Annotated in this window: 12 protein-coding genes; 6 read left to right on the top strand and 6 right to left on the bottom strand. The window is 48.8% G+C overall.

All coding sequences use genetic code 11. The features are described 5' to 3' along the window. The first annotated feature begins 158 nt into the window (after window positions 1–158). The 3 genes from MKY35_RS02385 to MKY35_RS02375 all read left to right on the top strand — a co-directional run bounded on the left by MKY35_RS02385 (window position 159) and on the right by MKY35_RS02375 (window position 5,461). Window positions 159–2,492 (top strand): ribonucleoside-diphosphate reductase subunit alpha, encoded by a 2,334-nt coding sequence (locus tag MKY35_RS02385; RefSeq protein ID WP_029517884.1) that lies wholly within the window; start codon window positions 159–161, stop codon window positions 2,490–2,492. Between the two features lie 20 nt (window positions 2,493–2,512). Next, window positions 2,513–3,544 (top strand): ribonucleotide-diphosphate reductase subunit beta, encoded by a 1,032-nt coding sequence (locus tag MKY35_RS02380; RefSeq protein ID WP_029517885.1) that lies wholly within the window; start codon window positions 2,513–2,515, stop codon window positions 3,542–3,544. Between the two features lie 165 nt (window positions 3,545–3,709). Continuing rightward, complete coding sequence (locus MKY35_RS02375) at window positions 3,710–5,461, top strand: methyl-accepting chemotaxis protein (RefSeq protein WP_342445475.1); 1,752 nt, start codon at window positions 3,710–3,712, stop codon at window positions 5,459–5,461. Between the two features lie 184 nt (window positions 5,462–5,645). On the opposite strand, the gene MKY35_RS02370 is transcribed toward MKY35_RS02375, so the two are convergent. Continuing rightward, window positions 5,646–6,482 carry an HAD hydrolase-like protein gene (locus tag MKY35_RS02370; protein ID WP_342445474.1) on the bottom strand — a complete coding sequence of 279 codons (837 nt, stop codon included), beginning with the start codon at window positions 6,480–6,482 and terminating at the stop codon, window positions 5,646–5,648. Between the two features lie 170 nt (window positions 6,483–6,652). On the opposite strand from MKY35_RS02370, the gene MKY35_RS02365 reads away from it, so the two are divergent. Beyond that, window positions 6,653–7,147, top strand: coding sequence for a hypothetical protein (locus tag MKY35_RS02365; protein WP_165148014.1), 495 nt, complete (start codon window positions 6,653–6,655; stop codon window positions 7,145–7,147). Here MKY35_RS02365 and MKY35_RS02360 read toward each other — a convergent pair. Genes MKY35_RS02360 through MKY35_RS02350 form a run of 3 tightly spaced genes read right to left on the bottom strand, consistent with a single transcriptional unit; the run spans window position 7,131 to window position 9,694 of the window. Then, complete coding sequence (locus tag MKY35_RS02360; RefSeq protein WP_342445473.1) at window positions 7,131–8,735, bottom strand: NAD(P)H-hydrate dehydratase; 1,605 nt, start codon at window positions 8,733–8,735, stop codon at window positions 7,131–7,133. The genes MKY35_RS02365 and MKY35_RS02360 overlap by 17 nt on opposite strands. A 33-nt stretch (window positions 8,736–8,768) precedes the next feature. Further along, window positions 8,769–9,401: an NAD(P)-dependent oxidoreductase gene (locus tag MKY35_RS02355; RefSeq protein ID WP_342425582.1), complete on the bottom strand. Its 633-nt coding sequence runs from the start codon at window positions 9,399–9,401 to the stop codon at window positions 8,769–8,771. Between the two features lie 56 nt (window positions 9,402–9,457). Beyond that, window positions 9,458–9,694: a hypothetical protein gene (locus MKY35_RS02350; protein ID WP_342445472.1), complete on the bottom strand. Its 237-nt coding sequence runs from the start codon at window positions 9,692–9,694 to the stop codon at window positions 9,458–9,460. 144 nt (window positions 9,695–9,838) lie between these two features. Here MKY35_RS02350 and MKY35_RS02345 point away from each other — a divergent pair, with 144 nt between their 5' ends. Together MKY35_RS02345 and MKY35_RS02340 are read left to right on the top strand one after the other, a co-directional pair. Then, entirely contained in the window at window positions 9,839–10,804 is a 966-nt protein-coding gene (locus MKY35_RS02345; protein ID WP_342445471.1) for a hypothetical protein, read from the top strand. Between the two features lie 270 nt (window positions 10,805–11,074). Next, window positions 11,075–12,031, top strand: coding sequence for an ArsR family transcriptional regulator (locus tag MKY35_RS02340; RefSeq protein WP_039270301.1), 957 nt, complete (start codon window positions 11,075–11,077; stop codon window positions 12,029–12,031). 120 nt (window positions 12,032–12,151) lie between these two features. On the opposite strand, the gene MKY35_RS02335 is transcribed toward MKY35_RS02340, so the two are convergent. Then, window positions 12,152–13,204, bottom strand: coding sequence for a lactonase family protein (locus tag MKY35_RS02335; RefSeq protein ID WP_342445470.1), 1,053 nt, complete (start codon window positions 13,202–13,204; stop codon window positions 12,152–12,154). Between the two features lie 213 nt (window positions 13,205–13,417). Beyond that, window positions 13,418–14,620: a tetracycline resistance MFS efflux pump gene (locus MKY35_RS02330; protein WP_029514730.1), complete on the bottom strand. Its 1,203-nt coding sequence runs from the start codon at window positions 14,618–14,620 to the stop codon at window positions 13,418–13,420. Between the last annotated feature and the right edge of the window lie 210 nt (window positions 14,621–14,830).

The raw sequence follows: 14,830 nt of genomic DNA, 5'->3' as shown, positions 1-14,830 counted from the left end.
CATTGGCAGGTACATCGCTATTTCTATGTTATTGGATTACATACAGCCCCCAAATGCTGTCTGACCATCGCTTTTTTCGCCATTATCTTCTCATCATGATCATTTTCATGCCTATTCCCAAGTATGATTCCAAATCAGGAAAGCGAGGAATTAATCCTATGCCACAACTCGTAACCAAACCAAACAATCGCCAGTTGGCTTTTGACGAAATACGCATCTCCGTATATGCCGACCGTGTACTCAGCGGACTGGACAAGCTGGATAAGGATCGACTCATTCGCGGTGTAACTAGCAAGCTGCGCCGGGACGAAGTCACGGGGGATGACATTAGCAACGCGTTTGCAATGGCTGCCCTTGAATTGGTTAGTAAGGAAGAACCGGACTGGAAATTTGCCGCTGCACGTGCTTTGCTCACTTCCTTGTATAAAAAAGCGGCTACTCACCGCCGTTACAAATCCTATGCGGACGAGCCTTACGGCGCTTTTTATCCACTGATCACTGATTTGGTCCAAAAAGGAATTTACCGTCAAGAACTGCTCGACTACTATACCAAGGAGCAGATTGATGAGTTGGGCGATTCCATTTTGCCGAAAAATGACCTGTTGTTCGATTATATCGGGCTGTTAACACTGTCTGAGCGCTATTTGGCCAACGATTTTGACGGACGCGTAATGGAACTGCCTCAAGAACGCTACATGATCATCGCGATGTACCTGATGCACCAAGAGCCTGCCGACAAGCGGATGGAGCTGGTCAAAGAAGCGTACTGGGCGATGAGCAACATGTACATGACAGCAGCTACACCAACTATGTCCAATGCCGGAAAAAAGGTGGCCGGACAGCTCTCCAGCTGCTTTATCGACACCGTAGACGACTCGTTGGAAGGTATTTTCGACTCCAATACGGATGTAGCCCGTCTTAGCAAAATGGGCGGCGGTATCGGCGTGTACCTCGGTAAAGTACGGGCGCGTGGCTCCGATATCCGTGGACATAAAAATACAAGTTCCGGCGTCATTCCGTGGATTCGCCAGTTAAACAATACAGCTGTTAGCGTAGACCAATTGGGTACTCGCAAAGGTGCAATTGCCGTATATCTGGACGTATTCCATAAGGATATCCTCGCATTCCTTGACCTGAAGCTGAACAACGGTGACGAGCGGATGCGTGCACATGACGTGTTCCATGGCGTATGTCTGCCCGATCTGTTCATGGAGCGGGTCGAAGCACGGGGCGAATGGAATCTGTTCTGTCCGCATGAAGTGAAGAAAGTGATGGGCTGGAAAGATGACAACGGTCGTCCACTGGGGCTGGAAGATTTTTATGATGAAACCTTCGGTTCAGGTACCTTCCGCGAAAAGTATGAGGAGGCGTCACAGCATCCCATTCTCTCTCGTATTACAGTGCCTGCCATCGACATTATGAAGCGCCTGATGAAGTCGCAACTGGAAACAGGTACGCCTTACATGTTCTACCGTGATACGGTAAACCGGGCCAACCCGAACCGCGCCCATGGTATGGTGTATTCCTCCAACCTGTGTACGGAAATTATGCAAAACCAATCTGCAACTGTAGTGGAAAAAGAAGAATTGGTCACCAAGGACGGACAAACACGCATCGTTATTTCCAAAATTCCTGGCGACTTTGTGGTGTGCAACCTGAACTCCATCCATCTGGCTCGTGCGGTTCCGGCAGGTGTGCTAGATCGCCTCGTGCCGATTCAGGTACGTATGCTGGATAATGTTATTGATATCAACAACATTGAAGTACTGCAAGCACAATATACGAACAGCCAATATCGCGCTGTCGGTCTGGGTACATTCGGACTGCATCATCTACTCGCACTGGAAGGTATCCGTTGGGAATCCGATGAAGCGGTAACCTATAACGATCATTTGTATGAAAAGATTAACTACCTGGCCGTCAAATCCAGCATGGAGCTAGCGAAAGAAAAAGGCCGTTATGCCAAATTCGAGGGCTCTGACTGGTCTACCGGGCACTATTTCACTTCCCGTGGCTATACAGACGGTACACGCGAAGGCAAATTTGTCACTACCTCCGAGTGGAGTGAGCTTGCAGAAGAAGTCCAACAAAACGGTGTCCGCAACGCATGGCTGTTCGCCATCGCGCCTAACGGTTCCACGTCTATTATTGCAGGCTCTACCGCCAGCATTGATCCATTGTATGAGCTGCTTTCCTATGAAGAGAAAACAACTTACAAGATTGCTAACCCTGCACCGGACTTGAACGAAAAAACTATCTGGTACTACAAGACGGCTTTCTTGCTGGATCAACACGCTTCGATCAACATGGCTTCTGCACGTCAGCGTCATATTGACCAGGGCCAAAGCTTTAACCTGTATGTACGGCCTGATATTAAAGCAACTGAATTTTTAGAGCTGCACATCCATGCCTGGAAATCAGGTATGAAATCGACCTATTATGTACGCAGCCGCGCACTGACGATTGAAGAATGTGATAGCTGCGCATCCTAAACTAAAGGAGAGAAGCTCTCATGCAGTTACAGAAGATTTTTAACACGGAAGCGCCAAATCGTTCTACCCGTATTATTGAAGGCGAAAGCTCCGGTATTTTGAATTGGAACGATATTCGGATGCCGCATATGTACAAATTGTATAAAGTGCTACTGCTGAACCACTGGATTCCAGATGAAATTCCGATGTCCAAGGATGCGTCCCAGTTCCCTGTGCTGGATGCCGAAGAACAGCGCACCTTCAAAATTAACATCGGCCTGCTGGCTGTACTGGATTCGATGCAAACGATGTTTGTCGGGGATGTAAAACGCTATTTTACCGACTCGTCACTGGAAGCTATTTCAGCGATTATCGGGCAGCAGGAAGTGGTGCATAACCAGTCCTACTCCTACGTTCTGTCTTCTTTGGTGTCAGATCAGGAACAGAAGGAAATTTTTGAATACTGGAAAAACGATCCTGTCCTGCTGGAGCGTAACACATTCATCTCGGACATTTATCAGGAGTTCCGCGATGAGCAGAACCCACAGACCTTTTTCCAAGCGATGGTAGCGGATTTGATTTTGGAAGGCATTTTCTTTTACAGTACGTTTGCTTTCTTCTACAATTTGGCCCGTGATCAGAAAATGATGGCAACCAGCCAAATGATCTCGTATATTCAGCGTGATGAAAATCAGCATTGCTACTTCTTTGCCGAAGTGTTTAAGCAGCTATTGTCTGATTTCCCTGAGCTGAATACCAAGGAAAATACGGACTATGTCTATCGTATGATTGACCGCGCTGTGGAGCTGGAAACGAATTGGGCGCATTATACGCTCAAAGAGGTTCGCGGCATCGACTTGAACGAGCTGAGCGATTACATCAAATACATGGCAAATATGCGCCTGAGATTGCTTGGTATGGACAAAGCGTACGAAGGCGTAGATGTAAACTGTATGCCTTGGATTAAACCATTCTCAGATGAAGCGCTGAATGCGACAAAAACGGACTTCTTTGAAGCAAAATCACGCAATTATGGCAAGGTCGGAGATGACAACGGATTTGACGATTTGTAAGTCATAAGATACAGCCTTAGCTCGGTACTTACCGGGCTAAGGCTTTTTTCATGAGAATTTACGCAAATACGCAAAAAAAATCATGAAACATCTGAATAACTATTCATATTTTCCTATTTGTACACGATATATATGAAGGTAAAAAAACATAGTAAGGAGCATATTATGAAAAGAAGCGTTAAAAAAAGAATGGGATTACAATCCAAACTCTACTTCATCTTGCTCATTCCTTTAATAGTGATTGGCGTCATTGTTCTGTGGACGACCAATCAATCTATCCAGAATGCTTCTCTATCAACCATGCAGCTAAACAATGAAACGCTGGCAAAGAACACGGCCCAGTTATTGGACAAATCCGCAGTCAAGAGCTTAAATACGGATTCATCGGAGCAAAGCAGCGAGTATAAGCAGCTTCGTAACGAGTTAAATACACTCAGGCTGCAAACTGGAATCCTGTACATCTATATGTACAACCGTGTGGGCAATGAGTGGAAAATTACAGTAGATGGAGCCGCATGGGAAGACAAAGACTACAGTCCATTCGGAACTCCTGTAAGTTTTACCCTTAAAGAAACGGAAGAGAAATTGAAACAAGGGGAAACAGTGACTACAGATATTACAACGGACCCTGAGTGGGGGACGATGTTTTCCTCCTTTACTCCCATTAAGGATACTGATGGAACCATCATTGGTTATTTGGGAATCGATAGATCCCTGTCCTCTGTGACTGAAGTATACGAACATACCTTGCCCGAGGCCTACCGATTAGTGATCCCTGTTATCTCCATCATTCTGATCATCTCCATTGCGGCTATGATGCTGGTAACCCGGCGGATACTACGTCAGGTGAGATTTATTAAAAATACACTGGAGCAAGTAGCCGACGGCAACCTTACGGTTACATCGTCGCAAGTAACATATGATCAGTTAGGCGAAATCAGCGGATTGACGAACAAAATGGTGGAAGCCATGTCGAATATGATTGTGGATATTCAAAGCAGTTCAAGTACACTCCAGCTTGCATCGAAGAATATCGTCGTGACAACGGAGGGGACACTCCATCAGACTGAGGAACTGTCCCGTACACTCCAGCAAATTGCCGATGTCTCTATTAACCAAGCAGAACAAGCGGTGGAATCGGTTCAACAATCTGACCGATTAGGACAAACGCTGGATGAAGTCGGAAGCCATGTGCAGCAATTCACGGATACAGCCCATCATCTCAATGAGGTTCGCAATCAGGTAGCCAGTGAGCATGAACTGTTATTAGAAAAAGGACGCGAAAGCGCCCTGCGTATCAAGCAGATGCAACGCATGTCCCACGCGTTAACCGAAAAATCCCGTGAGGCAGCTAACATCGGTCAACAGGTACAGGGCATCGTAAAGCAGACGCAGATTTTGTCCTTCAATGCATCTATTGAAGCCTCACGTGCAGGCGAAGCTGGCAAGGGTTTTTCTGTGGTCGCTCATGAAATGGGGCAACTTGCCCAACAATCCGCCATATCGATTCGTGAAATCGACGAAATCTTAAGCAGCTTTGTTGAGCAAATTGAGCAAATGGGTGATCAATTTGATGAAAACATAAAGACCGTCAATGAACAAGAAACCCAAATTTCAGCATGTCTACAGTCTGTTGACAAAGTCACCCAGGTTTCACGGGAAGTTGAGGAGTTAGCTGCACATCTGGCTCAGTTGACGGCAGAGATGCAAGAGGTACGTCACAGCGTAGATCAACATTTAAATCACACAGCCAGCGCGGCACAGCAGACTGCCGGAATGACAGAAGATGTATCAGCAAGCGCTCAGAAACAGGCCCTAGCGGTAAAAGAACTATCCGAAGTAGCCCGCAATCTCACCACACTATCAAACAATCTGCAGCGTCATGCCGACCAGTTCCGGGTAAAAAACGCTGAATAGTAAATATGATGTTGGATTCGATTCAACTAAACAAAAAGAAGTAAACTAAAATGGAGCATTCGCTAACGTAGCGAATGCTCCATTATTATGTTTTGAAAGCCGAGCAGAGTTCACCTTTATCCGAGTAGGTGCATACATATAACCTAGAAGTGTGTATTCAAGCAACCCAGAATCATACCCGTTCTTATGATGGAGGTAGCGCCGCTGTTTTCACCTGTTTTGTATAAGAAGGATAGCCTCCCGTATGCTGGAGCATTTCGATTTCACGCAAAATACGCGGCAAGTCAGCGACCGAGTTCATCACGATGTGGGCTCCTGCTCTTTTCAAACCATATACACTCTGTCTGCGCCGTTCCTCAGCCACTCTGTCTTCCGCTTCATGGCTGGTCGTTTGAGCTACGGTCATCACGCTTTCGTTATGGTTCAAGACACCAATCGTCCATACACCGGCGTTCCGTCCTTCTTGCATATCGGCTGCTGTATCTCCTACTTTCACAATATCGCTCAGCGGAAATACCTGCAAGCGATGTGCAATTTCATAGATCATCCACGGATAAGGTCTCCCCTGCGAAACTTCACAAGGGGCAACCATACAATCCAGCGTATAGGGTGACTGTGCAGGCGTAAATACGTGACTGAGCATCTCCATTGGACAGGATGCAGTGGCACCTGACTGAATGCGACGATCCTGCAACTCCTGCAGCGCCCTGTCTATACCGATAGCAGGCTCAGCCCCTTGGATCAAGGAGCGGAGAACAGGGACAAGCTCAAGATAAATATGCTCAATATCCACTCTGCCAGGATGCGCACCAAAGCACTCCAGCCATTTTTTCCGAACCTCTGAAAGTCCCAGCACATTCGCAATATGATCCCGGATCGGCATTCCTCGCCCATGAGATACCTGTTCTTCAGTTACCTGTATACCTTTCCATCTGAAAATATCACGCATTCCCTGGGTTAAGCCTCGTCCTCCGGGGTCTAACAATGTACTTTCGAGATTAAAAATAACCGCCTGTATCATGCAATCCCCGCCTTTCCGTACCGCGGCTATCCGCAATCTTTATTTTGCTTAGGAACATGATACACAGCTAACGTAAACTGAAATGTCGTAAACGGTAAGCGGATTGTAATTGAAAATAAATTCCTTGATTGGTTGTGAATACCGAGTGTGATCAGAGGAGGAGTCGCAACATGAGACAGCCTTGGAATGAATTTAATTCCAAAATGCCTTGGCGGATGGAGCTTGGTTGTTATGCGCTGAATAAACTGGCCTGTGGAGGATTGGTTTTTGGTCTCTTATGGGTCTACTGCTATCTGACAGAGGAAGTAATAGGGGTTCCTCTGACTATAGCAGGCAATAGTGGTGAACTGACCGCGCAGCTGTGGGCCTATGGTTTTGCCCTTCCTGCCGCTCTTGTCGCTGATGCGCTATGCGATCTTTTACCCTGGCTTCGCAAGCCCGAGCAGCTCACCCTATACCTCGCTGCAGGATTCAGTGTCTTTCTCCTGCTAGGTTCTTTGATGTCGCCTGCCGGAACGGGCATTTCATGGAGCAACGGCATAGCAGGTGCAGGGATTACACTGCTGTATTATGGAGGAAGGCACTGGCTGAACCGTGAATATGGATTACAGATCATGCTGGCCTTCCTCCTGCCACTGCTGCTATGGCCTATAGGGCTTCAATAATGTCGCCAGCGATCACAGAGTCAGGATGCTGGCGATGACGTGCGGCTGTTTCTCCAGCCGCACCATGCAAATACACGCCAAAAGCTGCTGCCTGCGAAGCATTCAAGCCCTGAGCCAGCAAACCTGCGATGATGCCTGTTAGCACATCGCCCGCACCGCCTGTCGCCATCCCAGCATGGCCTGTGGTATTGACGTAGGCCGTTCCGTCGGGACAAGCGATGACCGTGCGCGCTCCTTTGAGCACCAGCGTGACCCCACGTGTTCGGGCGTACTCCCGGGCATGGGTGATACGGTCACGCTGGACCTCTGCTGTCGGTATGCCCAGCAGACGAGCCATTTCACCGGGGTGCGGGGTCAATACGACCGCCGCACTTCTCGGCTTCCAAGCCTCCAGCTCAGGCCCCGCCGAGGCGAGGATGTTCAAGGCGTCCGCATCAAGCACAAGCGGACCGCCGTATTCCTCCCACAGGCGGCGCAGCCAGCCGGTGTCCCCTGCAAAGCGGCCGAGGCCGGGGCCGACGGCCAGCACATCACGTGCCTGCGCGAGCTGTAGCAGCTCGTCTGCGGAGTCGGCGTTCCATTCGCCGTCTCCGCCTGCTGCTGCGGCAGCGAGCATTAGTTCCGGCGCGGCGCCAATGATGCGCGGCAGCAGCGCTTCGGGCACCGCCCACGTGACAAGGCCGCTGCCGATGCGCAGAGCGGCACGTGCGGCCAGCAAGCCCGCGCCGCTCATGCGCAGGCTTCCAGCCGCGACCAGAACGTGGCCGTAGGTGCCCTTGTGTCCGTCCGGCACGCGGCTGCGGCTTACATCCACGTCCAGCGCAGCGCGCAGCGTGTCACGGGTCAAGAGCTGCAGCTGCACGCCGCACTCACGGGCAAGGCCGGGTGGAATACCGATGTAGCGTACCACCACATCGCCTGCGGTCCCGGCGCCTGGATATTGGACGAGCCCACGCTTCAAGTAGGCGAGGCATACGGTGACGCGCGCACGAATGCACGGCTCGTGCAGTGCACCTGTGTCGGCGTCAAGGCCGCTAGGCACGTCTACCGACACCAGCGGCACGCCGCTGGCATTGGCCTCGTGGATCAGCGAGGCGTAGGGTTCGCGCGGCGGGCCTTGCGTGCCCGTGCCCAGCAGGGCATCGACGATGCCGGAGGCGCCGCGCAGGTCGAGGGTATCCCGGCCATAGAGGATCACCGGGATACCCAGAGCCGCGATGATATCGCGCTGCGCAGCCGCCTCACCCCGCAGCGTGTCTAGCGGCTCGACGTACACAACGGTGACGCGTAGCCCTGCATCGGTTAAATGGCGGGCCGCCACCAGTCCGTCACCACCGTTGTTGCCTTTGCCTACGAGGATATACCAGTGTTCTCGTTCCCGTAAGTCATGTCGTCCTTGACTCCACGTCTCTGTCCGTATAACACCGCCATGTCCCGGTATATCCCCCTGCCCAGTGTGTGAAAGCTTCAATACCTCGTCAGCTACCGCGCGCCCGGCATTTTCCATCAAGGTAAGGGCCGGAATACCCAGCTTGTCAATTGTATAGCGATCCAATTCTCGCATTTCTTCGGCGGTCACCATATACATGCTTTTCGCCTCCCGTATGGCTATCCCTGCTTATTAATATCCAACCGTAAAACGGGAATTGACAAATTCCCCTTCTACTAACTCATCAATCAGGGCTACCGCATAATCTTCGACCGAGATACGGCTATGGCCTAATTCGTCAACCACCAAATGATCCAAACCAATACGGAACTGTCCTGTACGTTTTCCTGCTTCAATCATTCCGGCAGGACTACAATAGGTCCAGTCTACATCCGCAGCGCGGTACAGCTCCAGTGCATCTGCATGGGCAGCCGCCAGCGGCTTCACTTCCTCCGGAAACTCGGCGGTATCCATGAGGCGTTCACCGTTTTCTGTTTTCAGACTTCCCGCTCCACCAACGACAAGTATGCGCTCCGCGCCGGAACGCCGAGTTCCTTCCAGTAAAGAACGAGTCGCTTCGAGCAGTTCTTCCTCTTCTCCAAACTTGGGACCGTACGCGCTAATGATAGCATCGTGCCCTTTGGCCACATCCGTAACAGAATTTGGATTCAGAATATCCGCTTGAACCACTGTCAAATATTCACTTTGCTCTGTCATACGTTGCGGATCGCGCACCGCCGCCGTCACCTGATACTTACGCTTGATAGCTTCCTTTACTAACGCTTTGCCGATTGTCCCTGTTGCCCCGAAAATAATAACCTTCATATTCACTGCCTTCTTCCTGTCTATAATTTTCTTACTGTTATTTATCCGTTTTATGTTCAACTCAAACTCGTACAGGATTTCAGTTTACAGTCCTCCCGGCTGTCGCCAGTACATCCCTTCCTGTTCGGTAGGCCCTTGGCTGCCGCTTCTTCTGTAATTTGCGACAAACCAGCTTCCTTGCGCAAAGCCCGATATTCCTCGACGGATGGAATGGCGTAATCTACACGAAGAAGCTCATACGGTTGATTCGATGTCTCATGATGTTCTGTTGCATTTTCTATATTTTTATTCATGCCGAATCTCCTCTTCCTGCTTGTAATCTTGTCTATTTTACCAAAAAATACTTCATATATCTTGGTCAGAGATATACAAGCCCTTGAAATGCCTGTGTGGTCTGTGCAATAGTGTAGAAAGAACAATGGAAGGAGGGATTGCGGGTGTCCCCGACGGACTTCGCGGCGTTAGCCGCATATATCTCACCCGGTCTGATTGCCTTCCTGCTGGCGTTGTCTTTGCTGGTATGGCTGTATGTTCACAGTGCAGCCCAGCTTCGAAATTCGCGTCAGCAGCGGCTGGAAGAATTACAGGAATCGCTGCGTATCTATGGACGATTAGCTGGTTGTCTCCAAACCGCTACCCAGAACGGGTTCAATAACAGCGAAAAGCAGTACCAGAACGGACTCATCCACGCTCTTCAGGAAGCCAAAGCTGCTCCCTATTTGACCCCTCACCTTCAAGAGCAGGTTCAAGCATCCCTTCGGGAGTGTGATGCGTTCCGCAGAGAATTGCTTCTCAAATCACTGGAGCGTGAAATGAACAAACTCATTGAGGAACGGCGTCTTGTTCTGCTGGAATCTCATGCTCCGGGCTGGGGAACAGCATTGTGGAAGCTATTGCGTCCAGCAGCTGGTCCGCTGGCACTGGCAGGAATCGTCTGGTTGGTCACAAGGCTGGTTGTGGAACTGACAGCCTCCAGCCATGTTGATGTTAGTCTGCCCGACACTGCACAATCTGCCTCATGGCTCATAGGGTGTGCGTGGATGAGGTTCGTTTCAGGCTTGATCGCCTTACTGTATGTGTACAGGCTAATGACCCTGCGCAGGCAAAATGATCTGGACGTGACGGCATCCCATTTTCCAACAAGCCTGTTGTGCTTGGTAATCGCCGCTGTCGCCCTGTTTCAATGGATCGGACCCGAAGCGTCTCCCTACATACTGGCTGTTCAGCTTGTGCTGTTCTTGATCGGCTTCCGACTTACCCGAGGCCGCTCTCGCAGTGATCGTCCTTATGTTGGTCATCCCGGCTTGATCAAGGCAGATGCTTCTCAACATCAGGATTTACGCGCAGCAGATAAAGATAAAACGGCTGACTCTTCTTTGGCAGAAGAACATATCCGATCCTAAACACCAATGGACATGCCTTTACCCGTATCCTGCCTGCAAATCACATACCATCACAGGACATCCCAACAACAAAGAAAGAGTTTATGGGGTGTCCTGTTTTTTGAACAATTTTTGGATTTTTGTGGGGTTAGGCTTGTGCCAATGATCAAGGAAAGGGTATATTGTTTATATAAATGTAAATCATATCGTTTAATATGTATTATTATTGAAAAAAATCCATATATGTTAAACTACCATCAATTTATGATGTGCGTTAGAATTGGAGGAACTATGCAACTGGACATTTCTGAAAAATCACTTCCCGTTTATGAGGCGCTGGCCAGTGAGGTTCGGCTAAACATGATTGTTCTGCTTGCGGAGAAGCCTATGAATATACGTGAGCTGGCGGAAGCGTTGGGGCTCAGCAGTGCGATTATGACGATGCATGTCAAGAAACTGGAGAGAGCGTCCATTATTTCGACCAAAATGCTGCCCGGACGAGGCGGGGTACAGAAAGTGTGCTCGCTGGCAACAGACAAAATTGAAATCGCCATGCCACGCTATCAGCAGGATGTACGGCAATTCCATCAGACAGAGATTTCCGTCGGACACTTTACAGATTTTGAAATACAGGCGACCTGCGGACTGGCTACCGTCGAAAAGATCATTGGTGAATTCGATGAGCCTCGTTCGTTCTTGGACCCTGAGCGCTTCAATTCCAAAATTCTTTGGTTCAGCCAAGGATATATGGATTATAAGGTGCCGAATTTCCTACTGTCCAGCCAAAAAGCTGAGGAACTGGAAATTTCGATGGAACTATCATCCGAGGCCCCTTTTACCAATGATAATTGGCCTTCAGATATCACTTTTTTCCTAAATGATGTGAATTTGGGTACATGGACCAGCCCAGGGGATTTCGGGGATAACCGTGGTAAATACACACCTGCATGGTGGCCTGATTTTATCAATCAATATGGTCTCCTCAAAAGACTTCGCGTTACCTCCGAGGGTACCTTTATGGATGGGAAGCAAATTTCTGACGTGACTTTAAGCCAAGTGCTGATTGATCAGAAGCAATGGAAATTCCGTATTGCCATATTGGATGATGCCCAGCATGTGGGAGGGGTTACTCTGTTCGGCACCGGATTCGGTAACTACAATCAGGACATCTTGTTCCGTTTGTACTACAAACACGCAGAAAATCATACCAAAACAGTAACGGTAGAAGCTGGCGATAGCAGCAAATAGTTTTTAGTTCACTTCAAGACCTGAACACGGCGTTTGTCCCATGCCTTTCATGGGAAACAAAGCGCCGTGTTTTATTTTTTCATTCACTTATATCGTACTCTTTTGCCACGTGCTATCCGATTAGCGTACAGGTTCAATACACACAGGTGAAGGAACCTCCAGCACATATCCCGTTCGGGTCAACCGTCCATCCTCACCATGGATGGCAAAGGATACGAGGTTGTTTCCATCCTGATTCGCCACTACCAGATAACCGGACAAGATGTTGAAGTTACGCGGTGTGCTGCCGAAGGTTTCCACCCATTCAACCGTCCTCAGCTTGCCGCTGTCCAGATCGACATGGTATAGCACGATGCTGTCATGGCCGCGGTTTGACACATACAAAAAGCGTCCACAGGGCGTAATCCGAATATCGGCTGCTGTATTATCTACATTTATAAAGCCTTCTGGCAGTGTGGACAGGCTTTGCAGCAATGTAAGCTCACCATTACGTTCGTTATAACTAAACACAGCGACGGTATTGTTCAACTCATTGGCGACAAAAGCATATGGACGCGAAGGATGAAAAACCAGATGACGCGGTCCAGAACCAGGTGGCAAATCTGTCTCACGATGGGTCACCAGTTTGCCATCCTCTGTCAAACGGTATACCACAATCTGATCCAGCCCCAGATCACATATCAGGGCATACTGTCCTGAAGGATCTGGAATAATTGAATGCGGATGTGCCGCATCCTGACGGTCCTGGCGAATACCTGAGCCGGTATGCTGAACTTGCCCCGACATGTCTCCTAATCCTCCAGCTTCCGTCACAGGGAACACAACGGCATTGCCGCCTGAATAGTTGGAAGCCAGCACATATCGTCCATCGGTTGTTACGGAAACATAGCAAGTATGTGCTCCCTCTGTCCCTTTGCGATCCAAAGGATGTAATTCCCCCGTCTGGGTATTCACCTGATACGCATACAGCTCGCCTCCTTCTGTTTCACTGGCAGCATACAGCTTTGTCCCATCCGGGTGTAGCGCGAGAAAAGAAGGCCTCTCCATCCCTTCCACACCTCCAACCATGCGCAGATCACCATGGGTCACATTCAAAGCACATACATATATTCCTCTTTCCTGACGAGACGCATAAGTCCCTGTATAAAATAACTGCTCATTCCGCTCTTCCATCGGCTCTCAGCTCCTTCTAGCTTTTTTTATCTGGCTTTTAGCTCTACTATTTGTCTTGTTGTAAAACCATCATGCATTATTACCCAAGATTCTGTCGTTTCATTTAACGTTTCGCAATGTATGCAAAAAAATAGCCTCCTTCGGCGCCATCTGTGGTTCATAAGAACGTCACAGTTCACACCAAAAGAGACTAAATTTACGACAAGAACAACATTAAACCGCTGTGGTTTGCGTATCTCTGCTATTCCATTTTACAGCCAGCCCCAAACTAAGGATGAGGATGACTGCCCCAAAAATATATGGCAAATTGATATGCACATCGAACAATTTACCCGCAAGTGCAGGCCCCAGAATATTACCAATACTCATATAAGCATTGTTCATGCCGGCTGCAACTCCCTGCTCATCCCCCGCCATTTTGGATAAAGCAGTATTAATGGCTGGCCGCAGCAACGACGTAGCGGTAAAGAAGATAAGCGATACCCCGAGTACATAATAAAAGTTGCCGGAGAGCAGCATAAGCACAAGGGAAATCGCTGAAAACAGAAAGGAACCGATAATGACACCTTTTTCGCCAAAACGATTCAACATCGGGCTAATGACCACAGCTTGAATCACGGTTCCGACCAGTGCTCCTACGGTAATAATGATAGCAATATCACGCTCATTGTAATGAAACTTGCCCGTCACGAAGAAAGGAAACATCGTTTCAAAATGCGTCAATCCAAAGGTTAGCGTGAATATCATAATCAGCAGCATAAAGTAAGGCTTGCGGAAAGAAAGGGCAAACTGTTTAATCACATTATCCCGTTTGGCCTTGACATTCCGAAACTTCAACTGTTTCTCCAGCGACAAGGTTTCGGGCAGCATAATCAAGGAAATCAGTGCAGCTACGCCCGATACGGCCGCCGAAACATATAAGGGCGTACGAATCGAGATATCTGCCAGCAAGCCGCCCACACCAGGACCGATCACAAAGCCAAGAGACATGGCGGCACCCAACAACCCCATTCCTCTACCACGATTGTGGACCGTTGTAATATCAGCAATATAGGCCATCATCGGAGGAATCATAAAAGCTGCTCCTGCACCTCCCAGCAAACGGGAGATATACAGTATGGTTAACGATTCCCCAATCGCAAACAATACAGAAGACGCCGTCATGATTACCAAACCGATAATAATCATTTTTTTACGTCCGTATTTATCGGACCATTCTCCCGCTAGCGGCGAAAACAGGAATTGGGTTAAGCCAAACACGGCAACCAAATAACCACCCGTTTCACCACTGCCTCCCAAGGAGCTCATAAACTTGGGAAGGATCGGAATAATGAGGCCAATCCCCAGCATGGCAATAAACATATTAATCATCAAAATGACCAGCGGCCCCATTTTCAACTGTTGTGAATCTGACATGTAGCGTTTTGTCCTCCTCAGGTTCTTTATTTCGTATACGAAAATCTTATTTTGCAACCATTTCAGCAAAACTCTTCATTATATTAATAGAGAGAGAGACAAATAACAATCCTAAAATACTTCCGATAACCCTGAATCTTTCCTTTGGGCAGAACAGCAAAAAGGAACAACTTGAAATGGCGATGTTGTCCCTCTCATAACGAACGACCA

This window comes from Paenibacillus sp. FSL L8-0638 (assembly GCF_038593075.1).
In the GTDB taxonomy this organism is placed as follows: Bacteria; Bacillota; Bacilli; order Paenibacillales; family Paenibacillaceae; genus Paenibacillus; species Paenibacillus polymyxa_D.
This window is presented reverse-complemented; position numbering and strand designations above follow the sequence as displayed.

Coding starts and splice junctions, on each gene's coding strand:
- MKY35_RS02380 (WP_029517885.1), top strand. CDS start 2,513: ATGCAGTTACAGAAGATTTTTAACACGGAAGCGCCAAATCGTTCTACC.
- MKY35_RS02330 (WP_029514730.1), bottom strand. CDS start 14,620: ATGTCAGATTCACAACAGTTGAAAATGGGGCCGCTGGTCATTTTGATG.
- MKY35_RS02370 (WP_342445474.1), bottom strand. CDS start 6,482: ATGATACAGGCGGTTATTTTTAATCTCGAAAGTACATTGTTAGACCCC.
- MKY35_RS02340 (WP_039270301.1), top strand. CDS start 11,075: ATGCAACTGGACATTTCTGAAAAATCACTTCCCGTTTATGAGGCGCTG.
- MKY35_RS02335 (WP_342445470.1), bottom strand. CDS start 13,204: ATGGAAGAGCGGAATGAGCAGTTATTTTATACAGGGACTTATGCGTCT.
- MKY35_RS02355 (WP_342425582.1), bottom strand. CDS start 9,401: ATGAAGGTTATTATTTTCGGGGCAACAGGGACAATCGGCAAAGCGTTA.
- MKY35_RS02350 (WP_342445472.1), bottom strand. CDS start 9,694: ATGAATAAAAATATAGAAAATGCAACAGAACATCATGAGACATCGAAT.
- MKY35_RS02365 (WP_165148014.1), top strand. CDS start 6,653: ATGAGACAGCCTTGGAATGAATTTAATTCCAAAATGCCTTGGCGGATG.
- MKY35_RS02360 (WP_342445473.1), bottom strand. CDS start 8,735: ATGTATATGGTGACCGCCGAAGAAATGCGAGAATTGGATCGCTATACA.
- MKY35_RS02385 (WP_029517884.1), top strand. CDS start 159: ATGCCACAACTCGTAACCAAACCAAACAATCGCCAGTTGGCTTTTGAC.
- MKY35_RS02375 (WP_342445475.1), top strand. CDS start 3,710: ATGAAAAGAAGCGTTAAAAAAAGAATGGGATTACAATCCAAACTCTAC.